The sequence below is a fragment of the Paenibacillus sp. strain BS8-2 genome (assembly GCF_054483835.1).
In genome coordinates, this window is record NZ_CM137010.1 from 4,500,650 (window position 1) to 4,522,352 (window position 21,703).

Consider the following 21,703-nt stretch of genomic DNA (forward strand, 5'->3'; position numbering starts at 1 on the left):
AATTCGGTACAGGAGACAAAAATAAGAAGCCCGAGAAATATCGTAATCGATATCTCCCGGGCTTTTGTCCCTCCGTGTTCCTCGCATCTGCCACACAGCTGCGCGCATTCCCTCGGACCAGGCTGGCGAGAAACGCCACGGAACCCTAGAACGCCTTTTCCATATTCGGTTCACTAGATTATAGTCCATGGGGGTATGGGGGTCAAGTGCAACTTTGGCTAATCTATGATAGGATGAGGGAATGAAGGTTATGAAAGGATGTCGACGTCCGTCATGAGACTTGTTAGACATAGCGGGGTTGCTCCTGTGGCCCGAGATCAGGCACCGATTGTGTTGATCGATGGATACTGCCACTTGTGTCAGTCTATTACGCGGTACTTGGTGCGGCATGATCATAAACTTCGATACCGATTCGCGGCGTTGCAATCGTCGGCAGGGCATCGTACTTTATTGGAAGCGGGTTATAGGGGAGATCTTAACCGATTCGATTCGTTTGTTCTTGTAGAGAACGGGCATTACTACACGGAGTCAGGCGCAGCTTTACGCGTGGTCAGAGGGCTTGGTGGCTGGCGATCACTTGTATTTGCATTAATGATTATCCCATCGCCAATCCGGAATGCAGTTTATCGTTATATAGCGCGCAATCGGTACAAGTGGTTCGGGAAATCTGATCAATGTCTGATACCGACAGCAGCCGTACGCGAACGTTATTTGCCAGATGGATTCTAATCGACAATCCTTTATTATTTTTATATAGATGGAGCGCAGCCTAATGAAACGATTTAAGAAATTTTATATTGAAACAACAAGCATCTGTAACCTATCCTGTCATTTCTGTCCGCCAACGCAACGAGCCAAAGGCTTTATTTCGGTTGAGGACTTCTCGAAGACACTGGATCAGGTGAAACCATTTACGGATTATATATACTTTCATGTTAAAGGCGAGCCGCTGCTGCATCCCAAGATAGATGAATTACTGGATATTAGCCATGAGAAGGGCTTCAAAGTAAATATTACGACAAACGGGACTCTCATTACTAAAAATAGGGAGAAGCTGCTTGGCAAGCCTGCACTTCGTCAAATCAATTTCTCGCTGCATAGTTTTGATGGACACGCAGGTTCCAAGGATAAGGCCGGATATTTAGCGGCAATCCTGGATTTCGTGAGCCTTGCGTCGAAGCAAAGCGACTTGATTGTATCTTACCGGCTGTGGAATTTGGATATGGATAATGATATCAATCGGCAGAAGGACAAGAACAGGGAGCTTCTTGCGATGATTGAAGAGGCTTACGGATTGGATTACCACATAGAAGAGAAATTCAAACCAGGTACAGGCGTTAAGATCGCGGAACGGATCTATCTGAATCAGGATCCAGAATTCAAGTGGCCGGATCTGAAGGAACCAGAGGATGACGGCAAAGGGTTCTGTTATGCGCTGCGTAATCAAGCCGGGGTATTAATCGACGGCACCGTGATACCTTGTTGCCTAGATGGTGAGGGTGTCATTGACCTAGGAAACATTCATGAGTCGAACTTCGCGGATATCGTGGAGGGAGAGCGAGCTACCCGGATCTATGACGGCTTCTCCCGCAGAGAAGCCGTCGAAGAGCTGTGCCGCAAGTGTGGTTATCGTCAGCGCTTCGGCACATAATAACGGACATGAGACTCGTAGATGCCCCGTCCTCGGGCAACTGCAAAGCTCACACAGCAAGCCAGTGCAAAATAGAAAGCTCCGGAAATACCAGCTCCGAATAACTCCAAGCTAAGAATGAAGCAAGCGATAGGAGCACGAGACGCCGCGCCGAATACAGAAGATAACCCTAACGCTGCCAGGAATGATGCCGGGAGCGATAATAGCGGGGACAACGCGCTTCCAAGAGTAGCGCCGATCACAAACAATGGGGTAACTTCACCCCCATAGAAGCCGGCTCCAAGCGTTACGATGGTAAACATTAGCTTGAGGATGAATTGCCAAGGGTCAGAGCTTTCTGCGAAGGCGTGTTCCATAAGCGGCAAGCCAAGTCCGAGATAATCTCTTGTTCCGATACCATATACCATAGCTATAATGAGAAGTCCGCCTATGAACGGGCGCATCGCAGGATAAGGGATCAAACGAGCGAAGACGGATTTCATCCAAGCTAACAGGATAACAAATATTTTGGCTGCGCCACCGAACATGATAGCTGCAGCCAATACGCAAACGATTGAGAGCCAAGTGATGGGCGGTAAGGAGCCTATCGCGTAATGAACGTGATGCGCGCCCCAAGCGAGTGCAACATAATGTCCGCTGTATCCCGCCAGCAAAGAGGGGAACAACGCCATACGCCTCAGCCTGGCTGGTGCAGAAACTTCGATAGCAAAGACAGCACCCGCTAGCGGAATTCCGAATACGGAACCGAATCCCGCGCTAATCCCGCATATGATGAGCAAACGGCGTTGTTCTGATGAGAGAGAGAGATGTTTGCCAATTGTGCCAGCCAGACTGCCGCCGAGTTGAACAGCGGTCCCTTCACGTCCCGCTGAACCGCCGAATAAGTGGGTAATGATTGTGCCAAGCCATACAAGCGGGGCCATCCGAAGTGGAACTTGACCAGTACCGTCATGTACCTGTTCAAATAACAGATTATTGCCTCGGGCGCTCTCTTTTCCAATTTTGATGTACAATAAGCTAATTAAAGTTCCTCCGACTGGCAGCAGCCAAAGTAGAAAATGGAAGCGTCCTTGCAAATGCGCAGCTGTCTCGAGCGATGTCAAAAAAAATGCAGATGCGCTGCCGCCGGTTAACCCAGCCGCAAGCGAGAGGGCGATCCAGCGGATGACAGTATGTATGACTTGTTTCGAGGGCATATTAATCATTAATCCTCCCGCCGTTGAATGAAAAGCCGACATCTGTCATATGACGAATGTCGGCTTTGTGCTTATGACTGAGTTTCGGCCAGAACAAGCTTTCTCCGCTCATCCCGCTCTTCGGGCAACATCCGTGGGCAATTATAACATTTTTGGCCGTCTTCGCGATGATCGAACATACAACAAGCCGAACGCAGCATATACGTGCCGTCAGGTGGCGACCAAGGATTATCTACATATCTTGGCTTATGTATGAAAGGATTGCGTCTACGTCCGAAGCACTCAGGATCCAAAGCTTGAAGGAGCGGCAGATCAGCTTCGATACGCGCCACTAGAGCTGGCACGCCGAGATTGCTGCTCACATATTCCAACGTGGACAACAGCTGAGCGCCGAATTGGCCCCATATCATCTCTGCTTTCAGTCCGCCTGCGCGTGCAATACCTTCAACAAAAGGTTTAATCATTTCAGCGATCCATTGCGGCCAAGCGGAATTTAAGAAGGTTTGCCGCTCGTTCTCGTCAGCAGGTAATGGCACGATATCAAGCTTATCCAATCGATATCCGATATGTGCATGATCGTCGTGCTGCTCGAGCTGGAACGTCATATCCTCTAGCTTGAAATTGACCCAGACGTTATCTTTTGCGCTGAAAAATAAGGAAGTTACGCAAAAATTAAACATGGTAATACCGACATAGGAGACAGGGAGCTCATATCCGCAAGCTTTCCAAAGCATGCCTGTGCGATTCAGCACGTCTTTGGCCACATCTGGATCAAGAAGATCCTTAGCCGGCCATTCTGCATGTGGTTCAGAGAACCCATGCGGCGATATATGGTAGAAGCTATCTATAATCGTGAAATCTAACTTGCTTGTCATAATAAGCCTCCCAGCCTGCAGCTATATGAAATCCATTCTCAAGTTCGACCTCATTATAGGTGCGGCTGGATGTTCTGTCAATCATTATGCAAGCGTCCGTGCAGGTTTCGTCCAATTAATAATACCGTCGTCATCCATAATACCTATCGTTACGTCGGCAATATCCGTATCGCGTAACAGATGATTGATGACACGATTCTTGATCTCTGTCGCTTCGGCAAGCGAAAGTCCTTTGCGAAGCTCAATATAGGCTTCGACGTGGTAAGCACGACCCTCTTGTACAATGCGCATTTTGCCAATGTCCGTTACATCCGGTACAGAAAGAATCATGCCGCTGATTCGATCTTCAACATCCTTGGGCGCGGCAACCCCAATTAAACCGACCATGTTGTCGTAACCCACTTTGAACGCAACACCGATCATAAGGAATGAGATGAGGATAGTTGCGATACCATCAAGCAGTTTAAAGTCCGTAAATTCGGCGAACATAACAGCTATAAGAGCAAGAACTTGTCCGAATGTGGCAACGATATCTTCGTAGAAGACAAGTCTTGTAGGCGGCGCGGCGCGTCCCGCATTACGGAAGGCCGTTGCAAAGATGGCGAAGCCTTTGGCATCGGATTTGGTTTCCTTAATAATTTCTTTCATCGCCTTGATTAGGATAGAACCGTCGATGACGATCGCAATTATTAAGACGACAAAGTTAAGCCAGAAGTTGGTAGCATCTTCCGGATGCTTGAGAAGCTTAATTCCTTTATGGAAGGTTTCGTAGGCCATGATGGTCACCACGATGACGGCCACCATACAGAAGAGGTTTACGACGCGCCCGAAGCCTGTCGGGAATCGTTTTGTCGGTTTTTTCTCAGCGAGAACACTGCCAAAGAATACAAAGCCTTGGTTCACTGCATCTGCCACCGTATGCATAGCTGAAGCAAACATCGTACCGCTGCCGCTTATCGATGCGGCGATCGCCTTTACAATCGCGAGCCCCGTATTGCCGAGAGCGGCAATACCGGAGGATGTATTCCCTCGCTTGATTAATTTCATAAAATTGCTCATCTAACGTCTTCTCCTCCATCTACCGTAAATTTACAAGTAATTATATGCCTATTCCTTCCATAGATCAATCCAAATTCATGTAAAAAACAAGGCTATCTTTCATAAAAGTTAGTCATGATTCTTTTGGCAATCGAGGACAAACCATCTATAATAATAAGTAATGGAAAGGAGTCAATGATATGATCACAACAGAGAGAGTACTGGATGACCAACAATTGCAAGAAGCGTATGCCATTCGCACCGAAGTGTTCGTAGAAGAACAAGGCGTTCCTGTAGAGGCTGAGATTGATGAATATGAGCAAGTTTCACGCCATGTTCTTGTGAAATATGACGGAGAACCGGCTGGTACAGGAAGAGTTCGTGAGCTCGGCGGTATGGCTAAACTTGAACGAATTTGTGTAAAAGAAAAGTTTCGTAAGTGCGGGATTGGCGTCGCGATTATGAATGGTCTTGAGTCCATCGCTCGCGAACAAGGATTGACACGCGCCAAGCTGCATGCACAAACCCAAGCAGCTCCGTTCTATGAACGAGTTGGATATACAGTCGATTCGGATACCTTTATGGAAGAAAATATACCTCATGTAAGAATGATTAAGTCGTTATAGCGCTTCATGCTGCATGACCAACAAGAAACAGCTGCCGACAACAAAGAAGCATCTTGTGAAAGTTGCATGATTGTTAGCCGGCAGCCGACCTATCCTGTTCTAACCAGTGGAAGGACTGTTTGGCGTATGTCCCTTTTGATTTCGATTCATGGTCGTTGAAGCTGCCGTTTGGTTCTCTGCATGTTGAGAGCGGACTGAATACGCGAAGTTCTTGCCAGCCATTGATGGGTGTCGATGTTGTCGATGACGAGCCATGTCTGATAACCTCCATCCATTAGATAGGGATAATCGCGAAACATGATTATCTTTTCCGTTACTTCGTTTTTCTATAGAGAGCACGATCAGGTAAGTTATTCTTGATGCAGCTAAGGAGTGTTGAATGTTGAAACCACATGTGTTCGTTGACCGTTGGCTAGTGCCGGAAGTAGAAAATTGGCTGTTAGATCATTGCGAGCTGGATATGTGGAGTGAAGGAGATACGATTACGAGTGACGAATTACGTCAGCGATTATCGAATGCTCATGGCTTCTTGACTGCAGGCCGCAGAATCGACGACGATTTGTTGGATGCTGCACCGCATCTTAAAGTCGTGAGCACGATCTCAGTCGGATACAATCATTTCGATATCGACGCAATGAAACGTCATGGCGTCATCGGTACGCATACCCCTTATGTGCTCGACGATACTGTAGCCGATCTGACCCTTGCGCTTATGCTGGGAACAGCACGAAGAGTCGCTGAGCTCGATCGTTATGTGCGTGACGGGAGTTGGAAGCGCGGAGATGGCGAGAACTTATTTGGCGTCGATGTACATCATGCGACGATCGGCATCATCGGCATGGGACGAATAGGGGAAGCGGTAGCGAAACGAGCGCGGTTCGGATTTGACATGAATGTGCTCTATTATAATCGGACGCGTAAACCAGAAGCTGAACAGCAATTCGGAGCGGTTTATTCAGAACTAAATGAGCTGCTGGAGAAATCGGATTTTGTTGTCATGTTGGCTCCGCTAACTGATGCGACAAAAAATATGATGGGACGAGAGCAGTTTTCGCGGATGAAACGTTCGGGCATCTTTATTAATGTGTCGCGAGGAGCAACTATTGATGAAGATGCTCTTGAGGAAGCATTAGAGCAAGGTTTCATACGAGGAGCAGGTCTTGATGTGTACAAGCAGGAACCGATCGATGCCGCGCATCCACTATTACAATATCCGAATGTGCTGGCACTCCCGCATATAGGCTCAGCTACAACGAAAACGCGTATCGAAATGGCTCACGTTGCCGCACAAAATCTGATCGCAGCTTTAAAGGGTGAGACGCCGCCTTGCTTGGTACCTGAATTCCGTACATAATTACGCCTATCGCAGACAAAGGACCATGATGGTGAAGCCGACTCGGCCGGCATCAATCATGGTCCTTATTGTTGTTATGTTGTTAGCGCTTGGATAAATATCGGGAAGGTGAGCATCCCCACGTACGTTTGAATACCCGTTGAAAATAGGAAACATCGGCATATCCCAAATAATCAGATATTTCCGCGATCGTAAGCAGAGATTCACTTAACATATAGGCAGCTGTTCGCATCCTTGCGCCGTGGACGTAGTCGCTGATCGTCTGACCGGTAACACGGCGGAAGAGGGCGGCGGCATGGTTGGGGCTGCGTCCGATATGATCGCCAAGCGTTTCTTTTGTTATTTTGTCACGATAATGAGTTTGAATATAACTTTTCATCTTGTCGGCATGCTGCAACGAAACGTCGGTTTCTTGTCCTCGATCGAGTTCCCGGCTCCAAAGCGCTAGGGCTTCAATGACGGCTGCGCTCATTCGGATACGAGAATAAGGGACTTGGTCCTCCCATTCGGCGCAGGCTACTCGAATTCGCTCTAACGTCAGCTCGTAGCACCCCGCCTTTGCTTGGACGATCTGATTCGCTTCAAACAATGGCAAATGATCGGCTGCACCCCTAGATTCGATATTTGATTTCGGGAAAATGGAGAAGGTGAATACCAACTTTTCGTGAAAAACGGTTGGCACGCTTTTGCCATAATAAGAAATGCCAGGAGGCAAATAAATAAAATCACCACGCTCTGCGATATGTTTGACGCCTCCCACGAAATAAAGACATCTGCCATATGTTACGATTACCAATCGCGCATAACCATCATTGCCCGTCGATTCGTCGTACCAATTTAAACCTTTGTTCTGATTGCAGTCGATCATTTCGATCACATTCAACAACTCCCGTACTATACTTCATCCATCATACTATATTTCATGTACGATATCCGCTCATTCTACTACAATGAACGAAGATAATTACGGAGGGATGAAGAAGATGAGTCAGACGAAGATTGTATGCACGATGGGTCCATCCAGCAACTCCATATCCATTTTGAAGGAAATGATGAAAGCAGGCATGAATGTTGCCAGACTGAACATGGCACACGGCGAACTTGAAGACCATAGCAAACGAATTGAACTGATCCGCGAGGCGGCGTCTGAAGCATCCGCCATCGTAGCGGTTATGATGGATATAAAGGGACCGGAAATTCGTATCGGAACATTGGAAGAAGGCAGTTATGAGCTGAAAGCCGGAGATACACTGACTCTGACAAGCCGTCCGATAACAGGCAATGGCGATGTGGTCGCCGTGAACTACCCGGATATGCCGAAGGTGATCCAGCCAGGCAATCGGATTCTCATTGACGACGGTTTGATCGAGTTGATCGCGAAGGAAGTGAACGAAACCGAGATCGTCTGCACCGTCATGAACGGCGGTCCGCTTAAACCGCGTAAAGGCGTAAATCTGCCAGGCATTAGCACGACACTGCCTGGCGTAACGGAGCGGGATGTGCGCCACATCGCGTTCGGCATTGAGCAAGGCGTTGACATGATTGCGATGTCGTTCGTTCGCAAAGCGGAGGATGTGTTGCAAGTTCGTCAGCTGCTAGAGGATGCCAATGCATCGCATATTCAGATCATCTCCAAAATCGAGAATGAAGAAGGTGTCGATAATCTGGATGCGATTATCGAAGTTTCGGATGCAATCATGGTTGCTCGCGGCGATCTCGGTGTCGAAATTCCGGCCGAAGATGTGCCGATGATTCAGAAGACGATGATTGATAAATGTAACGTTGCCGGCAAACCAGTCATTGTCGCGACGCAAATGCTTGATTCGATGCAAGTGAATCCACGTCCTACTCGGGCAGAGGTCAGCGACGTAGCGAACGCGGTATTGCAAGGCGCAGACGCAATTATGTTGTCCGGTGAGACCGCAGCTGGCAAATATCCGTTGGAATCGGTGCGCATGATGACCTCGATTGCTGAACGTGCGGAGTCGACGATTAATCACGCCGAGCAATTCAAATCACGGATCACAACACCAACGGGCTCTATTACTGAGGTGATCAGTCAGGCAGTCGTCAGCTCGTCGCTACAATTAAACGCTAAAGCGATTCTGACGCCAACTGAAAGCGGGTTTACTGCAAGGATGGTGTCGAAGTACCGCCCGTCCTCACCGATTATTGCGATTAGCTCACATGATCATGTACTTAAGCGGCTGACTCTAGTGCGAGGTGTCGTGCCGATTAAAGGCGAGTCGACGCCATCTACTGACGAAATGTTCAGATCATCCGTGCGTAATGCCGCACGTACACAGCTTCTCGAGCGAGGGGATTTTGTTGTGATCACCGCAGGTGTTCCTAGCGGGAAAGCTGGAGCAACTAACTTGATCCGAATCCATCAGATGGAATAAGGTACAAGGTATCTGACTATTGACAGGACAAGGTGATTGATGCGACAATGGCTCTGGTCACCAAATCATTGTGCAAAATAACCTAACAGTAGTGCAATCATACATTCGTATAACTCCGCATAACGGTTCATGACACAGGGCGGGGGTTCTACGGGAAGCCTAACTTCCTTGCTACGAATAGCGGTATGGCGTTTATATTTGGCGCCGGCCCGTTGTCCGTAGCTTTTTTTTGTGCGTTCATTGGTATGTATGAAACATGCTTCTTGACGCCGCATACGAAAGTGACAGACATGTCATTGCGACTCTGTTCATTAGGAGAGTGGTTGAATCATGACAAAACATATCGTTTCCGTTTTTCTTGGAGCGGCTAGTTATGGCATCTTGTCCACGTTTGTTGTATTGGCATATGGACAAGGGTACTCGCTGGGCGAGGTTGTAGGGAGCCAAATGATGATCGGATTTTTGCTCACATGGGCCTTATCTGTCTTTATTCGGTATCGCAAAAATCAGAAGTCACGCGCGAAATCTCCAACAACGACAATTGTACACGGTAATGTTGTCGTCCGAAAAACGATATCCAATAAGATTACAAACAAGCAAAAACTGCTGCTCTTGTTAGCAGGGATGCCAACAGCGATTACAGGGCTGCTGTACTATGAATCGCTTCGGTATATCCCGGCATCGGTTGCCATCTTGTTATTATTCCAGTTTACATGGATGGGCGTTCTGATTCAGGCTGTACGACAGCGCAAGCGACCAGAGCGCAGAACTTATATTACGCTTGTAATCTTGATCGGTGGAACACTTCTTGCAGCAGGCATTACACAACAAGGCTCAGATATCTTCCATCTAGGGGGAATTGGATTAGGCTTGCTAGCTGCTGTTAGCTATACGTTATTTATGTTGTTTAATGGAAAGGTCGTCCAACATGCGGAGCCGGTCGAAAGAAGCAAGTGGATGATGTTTGGCGCGATGTCTCTCGTATTCGTATTGTTCCCGCCAGAATTTCTATGGAACGGCGGATTGTTTAGCGATCTGATGATATTTGGTTTACTTCTCGGTTTGTTTGGTGCGTTTATTCCACCTCTATTGTTCGCTTACGGAATTCCTCATATTGGCGAAGGGCTGGCAGCTATTCTAGGTGCAGCCGAGCTGCCTGTGGCAGTCTTATTGTCAGCGATCGTTCTACACGAAGAAGTAAGTTCAGTGCGATGGATAGGTGTCGCTATTGTACTTATGGGTGTGGCGATGCCGGAGCTGTTGAAGCGTAGCCGTACTGCAGCCAGCTCCACCTCATAACATGCCGAAGGATAAAGCAAGCCGACTCAGCTTATTTGGTAAAGTTTCATTATAAATCGTTCTTTCGCTTTCGCAAGCTCCATTGCTGGAATTATAATGAAGGAGTCGGGGCCGACGAAATACTTGCGAAGGGAGATGATCGAATTGAATCACAACGCAGAGGTGATCTCCGAGTAATCGGAGAGCACAGCGATATCGGAAGAGGCCCAAGGGCCTCTTCTTCAATTTCATGGAAGTAAACGCGTTGTACGTATGATCATTTTTCATTATAATAAAAGAGCGGTTTCACTCGGTGAAGCCAGCCAGACCCAAAATTGACGAAAGGGAGGATGTTAACAATGAATGCATGGAAAGCATGGAATGTTGCAAGCTTGTCCGATATTGCCGTAGTGCCATCTGTATCTGAAGTGACGCATTATAATCGTTTAAACCAGTTCGAGGAGGACTTTGAAAGTGAACTACAAAAATGGAAGAGACGTGCTTCCCCCTAGCCTATTATTAGAGCTCCAGAAATATATCCAGGGGGACCTGATCTATATCCCGAAGCCGGCGAATCAGCGCGCGAGCTGGGGCGAGGTTAGCGGAACCCGAAAGCTGCTTGCGGAGCGCAACAGTGAGATTGTACAATGTTACGTCAACGGAGCGACCGTTGCCGAGCTGGAGCGCAAATATCATTTGTCCAGCGAGAGCATTCGCAAGATCATCGTGAAAGCCCGTTAATGAAATGTACAACAACCTATCGTCCGGATTAAAAGAACCCCCGTTTCTGAATCGAGAAATCGATACAGAAGCGGAGGTTTTTTTGTTCACTTTTTTCGAATTAATGAGTAGCAGAAGGGAGAGCGACTTTTGTTTGGGGATATTTATAATCATCTCTGTAGCAGCAGGTATCCGAATCGTAATCCGATTGAGATAAGCGGTGAGAGACATCAAATATAGGCAAGTCTGGATTGACATGCAGGTTAGAGCCATAGAAAGAACAGCCTTCAAAGTGAAAATCAAGAGAGGTTATTATAATGACACAATTTGAGAATGTACAGTTCGTGAATGTAAATCCGTCGAAGGTGATCGTTTCGTTCTTGAAATGTTGGTTCGATATTAGCTTCATTTGCAACTCTCCTCTGTAATAGATAAGCGACATGCTTTATCGTAACAGACGATACACGAAATGTTTGTCGTAACTTGGCTGTCCAAGTGTAATAGATATCGACAAAGCAAGAGAATCATCCAATGGCCCGATCAGCTATTCGTCTTCATTAGAAAAGCTGTCCTTTTTTGTGAGTTAAAGGAGCGTTGACAAAAAGTATTTTAGAAGTTAATATTTCAATAGTTGAAATATATAGTTCTTAATCAATTTGCGGGAGGCAACAGATGGAGACACTAGTGGATAGATTTCAACGATCGCTGGTTATCCTCAATCGTAACTTTACGTCGGAAATGATGAAGCAATTGGACGGTCAAGTAACCAGCACCCAAATGTTCATGCTTCATTACATCCAGAAGAGTGGAAGTTGCAGGTTAACGAAGCTTGCCGACAAGCTTGACGTAAAGCCCAGTGCGGTAACAGCCATGATCGAGCGGCTTGCGAAGTCCGGTTATGTTACTCGTGAAAGTGATGAGTCGGATCGGAGAGCAATCATGGTTCGGCTTACGGCTTTGGGGGAGGAAGTTATCCTTCATTCTCATGCATGCAGGAAGGAGATCGTTGCGAAGTATATGGAGAGCTTGACTCCGGAAGAAGTAGAAATGGTGACCATTTTAATGGAGAAACTGGTTGCAGCCGCTAGCCCAGACTCAGAAAGCTTTCAGTAGGAGACATTAAGTAACGAAAACGATATCTGCTTCTGAGCAGTTCTGAGCACGAACAAGTTTGTCCCGTAAGACAGTCGATTATTTAAACAGAATGAGGGAGAAATCAGTATGGAACATTTATCACACAAACGAAAGATGACGATTATGTTCGCCATTATCGCGGCCATGTTTTTCTCGGCTATCAATCAGACCATTGTAAGCACGGCGATGCCGCGCATTATTGCCGTCCTAAGCGGCATGGAGTATTATAGCTGGGTCATCACAATTTATATGTTAACATCAACGCTTGCGACCGTATTGGTTGGTAAGCTGTCCGATATTTATGGTCGCAAACCATTTATCTTATCAGGTATCGTTATCTTTATGATTGGCGCATTATTAACAGGTTTTTCTCAAGATATTTTTCAATTAATTATTTATCGCGGTGTACAAGGTGTGGGCGCAGGTATTATCATGGCCACCGTGTTTACAGCAGTTGGAGATCTGTTCTCGCCTCGTGAACGCGGCAAGTGGACCGGCGTAATGATGGCTGTGTTCGGCTTCTCTAGCGTGATCGGACCAACATTAGGCGGCTGGTTAGTCGACAACATGGAGTGGAAGTGGTTGTTCTGGATTTTCTTACCGCTTGGTGTTGTTGCTTTCTTCATGATTCTGTTCTTGTTCCCGAAAGTTGATCGTAAGCAATCGGAGAGCATCGATTATGTGGGGTCGTTATTCCTCAGCATCACAATCATTGCTTTGTTGCTTGGTTTTACGTGGGCAGGCAGCAAATACGATTGGGGCTCCTGGCAAATTATTGGGCTGTTCGGAGCATCTCTTGTGTCCTTGATCATCTTTATCCTTGTGGAACGTAAGGCCAAGAGCCCGGTATTGCCGTTGTCGTTGTTCCGTAATGATATCGTTACAATCTCTAATGTAATTGGTTTCCTGATGAACGCCGGTATGATGGGCGCACTCATTTATCTGCCATTCTTCGTGCAAGGCGTCGAAGGCATCTCGCCAACCTATTCTGGATATGTTACGATGCCGATGTCGATCGCGATGGTTATTATGAGTACCATTATCGGTCGCCAGATTACGAAGACTGGCAAATACAAACGTTTTGCGGTTGCTGGCATGCCGATTATGGTCGCAGGGATGTTGATTATGGCCTTTATGAACAGCGTATGGCTGGCGGTTATCGCTATGATCGTATTTGGTGTCGGACTAGGCGTGGGCATGCCGGTATTCTCACTTAGTGTTCAGAATGCCGTAAAGCCAACCGAGCTTGGTGTAGCTACGTCCTCTTCGCAATTGTTCCGGAACCTTGGCGGTACGATTGGCATCGCGATCATGGGAACGATTATGCAATCTGCGCTTGTACGTAATATGAAAGAAGCTGCTTCTTCCAATACAAGTTTCCACTTCGAAGATCTAGATCCTGCGCTTGCAAAAGAATTGGCAGCTTTCCAGAATCCAGAGATGCTGCTCGATCAGCCTAAGCTTGAGGAGCTGCAGTCGACATTGCCTGCGGACGTTCAGCCGCTCATTACACAAATGATCGACACGCTAAGGGACGCTCTCAGTCATTCTTTGACAGTCGTATTCCTTGCTGGCACTTCATTAGTTGTGCTGGCTATGATCCTTTCGTTGTTCTTGCGGGAGATTCCACTTCGTACTTCGAACAATATGACAGAGCAAGAAACGAAAGCCGAAGCTGTCTAACATATTGAGGTTTGTTCACCCCATATACATGTATCGAATTGGATACATTGGATATGGGGTGATTGTTTATGTACGTTGAAGTCGAGAAGGACGTTCATGTATATGTCCAGGATATCGATCCCGGAGCAGGAAGCCGCACAGTCTTCTTTATGCATGGCTGGCCGCTCAGTCACGCCATGTTCGAATATCAATACAATATCCTGCCCATGCACGGATATCGTTGTATCGGGATGGATATGCGAGGCTTCGGACAATCGGATAAGCCTTGGCAAGGATATTCTTACGACCGACTAGCCGATGATATTGCCGCAGTCGTGCAGGCATTGGCAATTCGCGAAGCTACACTCGTCGGATTTTCGATGGGAGGCGCAGTCTCCATCCGATATATGGCACGCCACCAAGGAAGCGGGTTTAACCGACTGGCGCTGATAGACGCGGTTGCCCCTGCGCTTGTTCAAGGACCGGATGCGCCAGACGCTCTGCCCCAAGCGGCATTTGATGCGTTGCTTAAGCCGCTATTAAGTAATCGCCCCAAATTCTTTAATGATGTATCGCTCATGTTCTTTAACCGTAATTTAGGTCCAGCCATGCAGCAATGGTTCGTCAACATGGGCTTACAATCCGCTTCTTACGCGAGTATTCAGCTGCTGACAGAGTCAGCAAAAGATAATGTTAATCGCGATTTGAGCGTGATCAAGGTGCCAACCGCTATTTTCCATGGGATACATGATGAGCTTGTCCCGTTTAAGAACGCACAGCTTGTGCATCAGAGAATTGCTGGTTCTACCTTAATACCGATGGCCAACAGCGGTCATGGCGCACCGATCTGTCAGTCGGAGGAATTGAATATGAAGCTGCTGGAGTTTCTGAAGGGATAGGAGTCCGAGCAGCATGACTGAAGGGGAAAAGCGGAAATTGTCGATATATTGGCGGGAAACGTCATGAAGTGGTTGAGTTGTAGGGGCGATAACGATTATAATATAGCATGTATGAATTTCTTACAGAAAAGGTGTCATAGATGAGCATATTAAACGTAGAACGACTCAGCCACGGCTTCGGCGATCGTGCGATCTTCAACGACGTTTCGTTCCGATTGCTAAAGGGCGAACATATTGGTTTAATCGGCGCCAATGGCGAAGGCAAGTCCACTTTCATGAACATCATTACGGGCAAGCTCCAGCCGGATGACGGCAAAGTCGAATGGTCCAAACGGATGCGTGTTGGTTACCTAGATCAACATGCAGTTTTAACTAAGGGAATGACGATTCGCGACGTGCTTAAGAGCGCGTTTCAATATTTGTTTGATATGGAAAACGAAATGAATGACATGTACGGCCGTATGGGCGATGTTACGCCAGACGAGCTTGAGAAGTTGCTTGAGGATGTTGGCACGATTCAGGACATGTTGACCAACCAAGATTTCTACATGATTGACGCAAAGGTCGAGGAGACAGCGCGCGGCTTGGGGCTAACGGATATCGGACTTGATAAAGACGTCAACGATCTCAGCGGTGGTCAACGTACAAAGGTTTTACTAGCAAAGTTGCTGCTTGAGAAACCTGACATCTTGCTCCTCGATGAGCCTACGAACTACTTGGACGAGGTTCATATCGAGTGGTTGAAACGTTACCTCCAGGAATACGAAAATGCATTTATTCTCATTTCACACGATATTCCTTTCCTCAACAGTGTCATTAACCTGATCTACCATATGGAGAATCAGGAGCTGAACCGTTATGTCGGCGACTACAATCACTTCCAAGAAGTTCATGAGATGAGGAAGTCGCAGCTGGAGTCTGCTTACAAACGTCAGCAGCAGGAAATTGCGGACTTGAAGGACTTTGTCGCGCGTAACAAAGCAAGTGTAGCGACGCGCAACATGGCGATGTCTCGCCAGAAAAAGCTAGATAAGATGGACGTTATTGAGCTGGCCAAAGAGAAACCGAAGCCGCAGTTCAACTTCAAAGATGGACGGACGGCTGGCCGCGTTATCTTTGAAACGAAAGACCTTGTTATCGGCTACTCCGAGCCGCTTTCCAGACCGCTTGACCTGCGTATGGAACGGGGACAGAAGATCGCGCTTGTTGGCGCTAACGGTATCGGCAAAACGACCTTGCTCCGCAGCATTCTCGGTGAAATTCCTGCAGTGTCTGGTCATGTGCAGCTTGGAGAAAATTTGGAAATTGGTTACTTCGTACAAGAGGCGAAGGATGCCAACTACAACACCTGTATCGAAGAGATCTGGAAGGAGTTCCCTTCCTTCACACAATTCGAGGTTCGTGCCGCACTCGCCAAGTGTGGTCTGACAACCAAACATATTGAAAGCAAGATTACGGTATTAAGCGGTGGCGAGAAAGCAAAGGTTCGTCTATGCAAACTTATCAATCGTGAATCCAATCTGCTTGTACTTGACGAGCCTACCAACCACTTGGATGTCGACGCCAAAGAAGAGCTTAAACGTGCGCTTAAAGCTTACAAGGGCAGCGTCCTGCTGATCTCTCATGAACCGGAGTTCTACCGCGATGTCGTAACAGAAACGTGGAACTGCGAGTCCTGGACAACAAAAGTATTCTAAACGGTACCCCCAAAAAAACCTGTCTATTCCGAAATGGAAGAGACAGGTTTTTCTCGATGTATGCGCATATACACGTACTAGATGATCAATTCTTAGTTGAAATTGTTGAAATCGTAAAGGTAACGCCGAATTTATCCACAACCGTGCCGAATGCCGGACTAAAAAACGTCTCTTCCAATGGATGTCTGACTGTACCTCCATCCAGTAAAGTGTTGAACAATCCCCGTGTAATTTCTGTATCCTCGGTGTTGATACAGATCGTTACATTATTGCCCTGCTTATAAGGAGTCTGCGGGAATGAATCACAAAGATATAACTCTGCACCATCGGGAAGTTGAAGATGAGCATGAAGAACATAATCCTTTAATTGTTCAGAAGTAAAGCCAGGTATGTCACTCGCCTTCTGCAGCATCACGATTTCTGCTTGAAATATCTCACGATAAAACGCCACAGCTTCTAGAGTACGACCGCCTTCCATTACGACATATGGCACAAACTTAATAGACATAGGTGGATGAACACTCCTTTTGTAAAGAGATACATAACTACCTGTAGTATATCAAAAAAATATCAAAGAAATCTTTATGCGGAAAGAACTTGTTGTCAAAGTTGTCATTTCTACGAACGTATGTTAGCATATTGTTGTGAGAATTCTAGTCTGGAAGAACCAGAGGAGCTCAAGTCGACGGACTTGGTTCCTCTTTTTTGTTTCCAGTATTTAGAATAAGTGATATAATGGAGGATGATTTCATGACGATGCGTATCGAAAAAGTTGATGATTATAACCTCAAGATTAGGTTTGAACCTTTTGATCCAGCTTATGTAAAGCTCCTCAAATCGCTTAAAGGAAGTCGCTGGAAACCGGAAGAACGGGCTTGGACCGTTCCTTACACATTACATCATGTCGAACAGATTGTAACTGGGGTTGGGATCGAACGAATTCAAGCAGGACAAGAATTAAAAGCGGAGTGTTACTTGTTGCAGTCCGGCAGCGGAGGTGAACCGGTACAAAGGAAAAAAAGAATCGCAGATGAGTCTGACCGGAAGAAAATGCTGGAAGCGCTGAAGCTGCGAGGTTATAGCCCGAAGACGATTCGAGTTTACTTGAGTCATCTAGAACGATATACCGCTTATGTTCTGCAGCAGCGTTCCTCCTCCGAAACAGGAAAAGATCTTCATCATTATTCTTTATATTTGATCGATAGTGGCTACTCACATGCGTATGTCAATCAGGCAATCAGTGCGATCAAATTTTACCGCGAGCGGGTCCAGCTCATACGAGATGAATCTTCATTTGTCAGGCCGAAAAAAGAATCCAAACTCCCGCATGTATTATCGCTTAACGAGATTAAGAAAGTGCTCGAATCGATTAACAACCTCAAACATAAAACATTACTTATGTTAACCTATTCATCAGGCCTTCGGGTGAGCGAGGTTGTTAGGCTGCGTTATGAGGATTTGGATGCGGAACGTAGAACATTGATTGTTAGGCAGGGTAAAGGAAGAAAGGATAGACAAACGCTGCTTTCGGAGCAGGCGTACTTGATGTTACAGCGATATGCGAGCGAATCCACTGAATATGGCGGGAAGGAATGGTTGTTCCAAGGGCAATATGTTGGGAAACATCTAACGGAGAGAACGGCCCAGAAAATATTCGAGCAGGCACTGACCGCTTCGGGTATAAACAAAAAAGCGAGTATCCATAGCTTGCGCCACTCGTTCGCGACACATCTACTGGAAAGCGGAATCGACATCCGTTACATTCAGGAGCTGCTGGGCCATAGGAGCAGTAAAACGACGGAGCGTTACACCCACGTGAGCATCAAGGACATCAGCCGCATCAAAAGCCCACTCGACTAGGGAGTGGAATAGGATCGAATACAGCAATCCCACCACCACTTATTACTTTTACGCCAAACCGAAACCCACCAACCCCTTTGACCTAAACGACAGGCGTAAATAGGGTGTTATGAGAAATCGGCTAAGAGCATTTAAAGCAAGAGAATTAACTGAATTTTAGAATTATTGGCTTTGTGATTGCCATTTTTGATAAAAAACATTTTAAAACATATGAAAAGAAAATTGGTTACTCTTACGTGTTTTGATTAGTCTGCAACTCAAGTCACTTCCAACGCATCTAGATAATGTATACGGATTATGAATAAGCAGACCACGAATGACCTATTCAACAAATTATGGACAGATTCTCTCCACAAATTTACAATTGAATAGAAAACGTTAAATCAGTTAAGTACATATATCAAACATGTAAGATCATTCAATATCAAAGTCGTATCAGAAGCTATAAAAACATTGAGAGATGTTAAGAGATAATTAAAGATGGCAAGAGATATTAAGAGATATTAAGAGATATTAAGAGATGTTTAAGGACAATTAGAACAAATTTAAATTGAATGAAGGGAGTATTTGGGAGTAACTCGAAGAAGAGCCGACATCTCATAACACCGTATTCACGCTGCGTCGCTATCGCTCCTTGGTCCGGCCGAAGCAAGAAGAAGTGGTTTCGAAGAAGTTGATTCAGTAGCAGGGAAGCCAATTCAGCCGGACAACCTTGCACTGCCTAACCGCGTCGCGGCCGTTCCCTTCGGTCACTTAAGGCAGTGAAGGTTCGTGAATACACAAACGTTATATGAAATCTGAGCAAATCTAAATGAAAATGAGAGTTGAGGCATGATGCTTATGAAAGAACTTCAAATCAATAATTTGAATTATGTTCATCATGTTTCATTGTTTCATAATTATAGAATTCTGGATACAATTACTGATTTCTCTGCTACTCTAACAGCTGGTAGCATTAATGGACTTGTTGGTGAATTGGGATCTGGAGGCTGGTTAGTTTCCTTTTTATTAGCTGGAAGGATTAATGATCTTACGGAATCAAGTGCAATATTATTGAATGGGCAAGTGATTGGAAATCAAACATTAAGAAACATTTCATGTTATGTTGGCGAAGGGGTAATAGAAAGCCCATATAGAAAATTGAAAAACTATCCAGGAAGATTGAAGAGGAAAATTTTGAACTTAAAAACAGTTGCAGAGCAAATAAGACTAGGAATATTGTTGACAAACAATACCATGACAATCGAAGAAATATCTGAAATATTTGATTTATCTGGTCTTAACGAAAGGAATGAACGTAATGGAAGAATTTATAGACCATTAGAGTTCCAGAGTGGTGAAGTTTGGCGTGCATCAATGGCAATTGGAGTAGCTTATAAAAAGAAACTATTTTGCTTCCCATGGTTAGAACCTCATTACTTAAAATATATATTAGCAAGAGTAAATCTAGAGTACATAAACATGTTAAAGGAAATGGGATGTATTTTACTAATTCCGATAAGTGATGATAACTATTTAAAAGATATATCAACACAAAATATATATTTAAAAAAGAGAAAAATAATTTTGTAAGTGACTCGGGCAGGCTCAGACTTCATATAACACCATATTCACGCATCGGGCTGTCGCCCTCGGTCCCAGAAGCGGCTTCGAAGAAGTAGTTGCTGTGGACACACCCGACTTCGTCGGGCGTCGTGAATATACGAAACGTTAAGTGAAATTCCCGCAAGTGCATTTAAGTTCCAGAGCTTATTTTTATCATCGTCCTATTTACTCATCATTATCGAATTTGAAATTCAAAAGTATAATTGAAAATCAAAAGCGTGATAAAGTTCAAGGGCATATGGTAAAAGATGTATAGATGTTTAAAGGCATATTGAAGATGAAGGTCACTTGTTTAAGATCATAATTGAAGACTAAATGCGTATTGGATATTAGAGCATATATTTACGAGCATATTGAAAATCGAAAGCATATTGAAGATCAAGTTCATCTGTTTAAGATCATATTGGAAGATCAAAATCGAATTGAATATTAAGTGAGTATTTGAAGAACAAACCCGAATTAATAATCAAGAGTATTTGAAAGTATCGCAGTGGAGGCGGGAACATCACTTAACACCGTATTCACGCTGCGTCGCTGTCGCTCCTTGGTCCGGCCGAAGTAGGAAGAAGTGGTTTCGAAGAAGTGGATTCATTAACAGGGAAGCATAGTCAGCCGGACAACCCTGCAAGGCTAAGTGGCGGAGCCACCCGGCAATCTGGTCGCTTCGCTCGACCAGATCCGCTGCTTAAGCCTTTCGGGTTCGTGAATACAAAAACGTTAGATGAAATTACCGAAATCATTAAATGAGGTTATCAAAGATGAAAAACGATTTTAAAATAATGAATTATTATAATGAATTTGTTTCATGGTCGAGAACAGTGGATCATATTAATGATTGGGAAACGGACTATCCTCATTGGATGGAATTAATAAATGCGTTTGATATTTTCCTTCAAACCAATAATTATGAACATTGTAGTCAAGAAATAATAGATGCGTTTTTATATCTTATTGGGCGAGATAATGAACGAGAATATCTAGTGGAGTTATTGATAGAACACCCTAATTTTCTTGTACATCTAGCAAATCGTGGACTACATTATCCTGATCACGATACTCGATGGCAGCTTGTGTATTATGTAAGTAAACTATCTGACACTAATCAAGAAATTGAAGAACTAGTCAGATCATATTGGCAAGACTCTAACGAATATGTCAGAAGAAGAGCTTTATTAGCTCTAGGATCCATGAAATCTAAATATGCAGAAGAGCTGGCACTTGAAGCATATTCAACAGGTTATGAATATCAGAGAATTGCTGCATTAGAAGTATTACACATGATAAATTCCCAAAAACTTTTTGAATATCTGAAAGATAGTGAACAGAGTAATTCCATCATTATTAGAAATGCTACTCAAAGAATTAGAACTGAACGCGGGAACGACCAAGGAAGTCGGTAACTTCATCTAACACCATATTCACGCATCGGGCTACGCCCTCGGTCCGGACAGATGTAATTAGCAGGGGAGCAATAGCAGCCGGCCACACTCGACTTCGTCGAGCGTCGTGAATATACGAAACGTTATATGCAATCGGGGCAGATCAAGAGCTAATATAAAGCTCAATTCAAAGTTTGTTTGAGAATTTAGAAGATGTTGTTGTCGTGATACAACGAAACGATTGAAACACAGAGACAAAAAGAATCAAAGATCTCAAAAGGATCATAAAAATGAAATGATGAAAATGAATAAAAGGAACCGAAGAAT

The 21,703-nt window shown here is 45.3% G+C and carries 21 protein-coding genes and 1 riboswitch; of the genes, 15 read left to right on the forward strand and 6 right to left on the reverse strand.

Going from position 1 to position 21,703, the window contains the following annotated elements:
- Positions 1 to 51: 51 nt before the first annotated feature.
- A riboswitch (guanidine-I (ykkC/yxkD leader) is annotated at positions 52 to 160 on the reverse strand.
- 113 nt (positions 161 to 273) lie between these two features.
- Positions 274 to 729 (forward strand): thiol-disulfide oxidoreductase DCC family protein, encoded by a 456-nt coding sequence (locus tag ACX1C1_RS19430; protein WP_458953824.1) that lies wholly within the window; start codon positions 274 to 276, stop codon positions 727 to 729.
- Between the two features lie 43 nt (positions 730 to 772).
- Complete coding sequence (locus tag ACX1C1_RS19435) at positions 773 to 1,651, forward strand: radical SAM/SPASM domain-containing protein (protein WP_458953825.1); 879 nt, start codon at positions 773 to 775, stop codon at positions 1,649 to 1,651.
- Here ACX1C1_RS19435 and ACX1C1_RS19440 read toward each other — a convergent pair.
- The 3 genes from ACX1C1_RS19440 to ACX1C1_RS19450 form a co-directional block, all read right to left on the reverse strand.
- Complete coding sequence (locus ACX1C1_RS19440; protein ID WP_458953826.1) at positions 1,633 to 2,856, reverse strand: chloride channel protein; 1,224 nt, start codon at positions 2,854 to 2,856, stop codon at positions 1,633 to 1,635. The two genes, ACX1C1_RS19435 and ACX1C1_RS19440, sit on opposite strands and share 19 nt — an antisense overlap.
- 62 nt (positions 2,857 to 2,918) lie before the next feature.
- Complete coding sequence (locus ACX1C1_RS19445; RefSeq protein ID WP_458953827.1) at positions 2,919 to 3,722, reverse strand: (2Fe-2S)-binding protein; 804 nt, start codon at positions 3,720 to 3,722, stop codon at positions 2,919 to 2,921.
- Between the two features lie 84 nt (positions 3,723 to 3,806).
- A complete protein-coding gene (locus ACX1C1_RS19450) occupies positions 3,807 to 4,781 on the reverse strand; it encodes a cation diffusion facilitator family transporter (RefSeq protein ID WP_458953828.1) in 975 nt (324 codons plus the stop codon).
- 179 nt (positions 4,782 to 4,960) lie between these two features.
- Here ACX1C1_RS19450 and ACX1C1_RS19455 point away from each other — a divergent pair, with 179 nt between their 5' ends.
- On the forward strand, positions 4,961 to 5,386 hold the full coding sequence (locus tag ACX1C1_RS19455) for a GNAT family N-acetyltransferase (protein WP_458953829.1): 426 nt from the start codon (positions 4,961 to 4,963) through the stop codon (positions 5,384 to 5,386).
- A gap of 146 nt (positions 5,387 to 5,532) precedes the next feature.
- Here the strand turns inward: ACX1C1_RS19455 and ACX1C1_RS19460 are convergent, their stop codons facing one another.
- Entirely contained in the window at positions 5,533 to 5,685 is a 153-nt protein-coding gene (locus tag ACX1C1_RS19460; RefSeq protein WP_458953830.1) for a hypothetical protein, read from the reverse strand.
- Between the two features lie 83 nt (positions 5,686 to 5,768).
- Between ACX1C1_RS19460 and ACX1C1_RS19465 the strand changes: the two genes are divergently transcribed.
- Positions 5,769 to 6,740, forward strand: coding sequence for a 2-hydroxyacid dehydrogenase (locus ACX1C1_RS19465; protein WP_458957731.1), 972 nt, complete (start codon positions 5,769 to 5,771; stop codon positions 6,738 to 6,740).
- An 82-nt stretch (positions 6,741 to 6,822) separates the two neighbouring features.
- Here the strand turns inward: ACX1C1_RS19465 and ACX1C1_RS19470 are convergent, their stop codons facing one another.
- Positions 6,823 to 7,608, reverse strand: coding sequence for a helix-turn-helix transcriptional regulator (locus ACX1C1_RS19470; RefSeq protein ID WP_458957732.1), 786 nt, complete (start codon positions 7,606 to 7,608; stop codon positions 6,823 to 6,825).
- A gap of 115 nt (positions 7,609 to 7,723) precedes the next feature.
- Between ACX1C1_RS19470 and pyk the strand changes: the two genes are divergently transcribed.
- From pyk to ACX1C1_RS19510, 8 genes are all read left to right on the forward strand, one after another.
- Positions 7,724 to 9,142, forward strand: a complete 1,419-nt coding sequence (gene pyk, locus ACX1C1_RS19475; protein ID WP_458953831.1) for a pyruvate kinase — start codon at positions 7,724 to 7,726, stop codon at positions 9,140 to 9,142.
- 330 nt (positions 9,143 to 9,472) lie between these two features.
- Positions 9,473 to 10,441 carry an EamA family transporter gene (locus ACX1C1_RS19480; protein ID WP_458953832.1) on the forward strand — a complete coding sequence of 323 codons (969 nt, stop codon included), beginning with the start codon at positions 9,473 to 9,475 and terminating at the stop codon, positions 10,439 to 10,441.
- Positions 10,442 to 10,779: 338 nt separating this feature from the next.
- Positions 10,780 to 10,932 (forward strand): hypothetical protein, encoded by a 153-nt coding sequence (locus ACX1C1_RS19485; protein WP_458953833.1) that lies wholly within the window; start codon positions 10,780 to 10,782, stop codon positions 10,930 to 10,932.
- Complete coding sequence (locus ACX1C1_RS19490; protein WP_458953834.1) at positions 10,895 to 11,161, forward strand: CD3324 family protein; 267 nt, start codon at positions 10,895 to 10,897, stop codon at positions 11,159 to 11,161. The genes ACX1C1_RS19485 and ACX1C1_RS19490 overlap by 38 nt, the downstream gene beginning before the upstream one ends.
- A 651-nt stretch (positions 11,162 to 11,812) precedes the next feature.
- Positions 11,813 to 12,253 (forward strand): MarR family winged helix-turn-helix transcriptional regulator, encoded by a 441-nt coding sequence (locus ACX1C1_RS19495; RefSeq protein WP_458953835.1) that lies wholly within the window; start codon positions 11,813 to 11,815, stop codon positions 12,251 to 12,253.
- Positions 12,254 to 12,361: 108 nt separating this feature from the next.
- Complete coding sequence (locus ACX1C1_RS19500) at positions 12,362 to 13,957, forward strand: MDR family MFS transporter (protein WP_458953836.1); 1,596 nt, start codon at positions 12,362 to 12,364, stop codon at positions 13,955 to 13,957.
- A gap of 68 nt (positions 13,958 to 14,025) precedes the next feature.
- Positions 14,026 to 14,835, forward strand: a complete 810-nt coding sequence (locus tag ACX1C1_RS19505) for an alpha/beta fold hydrolase (protein ID WP_458953837.1) — start codon at positions 14,026 to 14,028, stop codon at positions 14,833 to 14,835.
- A 140-nt stretch (positions 14,836 to 14,975) separates the two neighbouring features.
- On the forward strand, positions 14,976 to 16,532 hold the full coding sequence (locus tag ACX1C1_RS19510; RefSeq protein ID WP_458953838.1) for an ABC-F family ATP-binding cassette domain-containing protein: 1,557 nt from the start codon (positions 14,976 to 14,978) through the stop codon (positions 16,530 to 16,532).
- Positions 16,533 to 16,617: 85 nt separating this feature from the next.
- Here the strand turns inward: ACX1C1_RS19510 and ACX1C1_RS19515 are convergent, their stop codons facing one another.
- Positions 16,618 to 17,040 carry a VOC family protein gene (locus ACX1C1_RS19515; RefSeq protein ID WP_458953839.1) on the reverse strand — a complete coding sequence of 141 codons (423 nt, stop codon included), beginning with the start codon at positions 17,038 to 17,040 and terminating at the stop codon, positions 16,618 to 16,620.
- 242 nt (positions 17,041 to 17,282) lie between these two features.
- On the opposite strand from ACX1C1_RS19515, the gene ACX1C1_RS19520 reads away from it, so the two are divergent.
- From ACX1C1_RS19520 to ACX1C1_RS19530, 3 genes are all read left to right on the forward strand, one after another.
- Entirely contained in the window at positions 17,283 to 18,392 is a 1,110-nt protein-coding gene (locus ACX1C1_RS19520; RefSeq protein WP_458953840.1) for a tyrosine-type recombinase/integrase, read from the forward strand.
- Positions 18,393 to 19,223: 831 nt separating this feature from the next.
- Positions 19,224 to 19,964 carry a hypothetical protein gene (locus tag ACX1C1_RS19525; protein ID WP_458953841.1) on the forward strand — a complete coding sequence of 247 codons (741 nt, stop codon included), beginning with the start codon at positions 19,224 to 19,226 and terminating at the stop codon, positions 19,962 to 19,964.
- 791 nt (positions 19,965 to 20,755) lie between these two features.
- Positions 20,756 to 21,397, forward strand: coding sequence for a HEAT repeat domain-containing protein (locus ACX1C1_RS19530; protein WP_458953842.1), 642 nt, complete (start codon positions 20,756 to 20,758; stop codon positions 21,395 to 21,397).
- Positions 21,398 to 21,703: the final 306 nt, after the last annotated feature.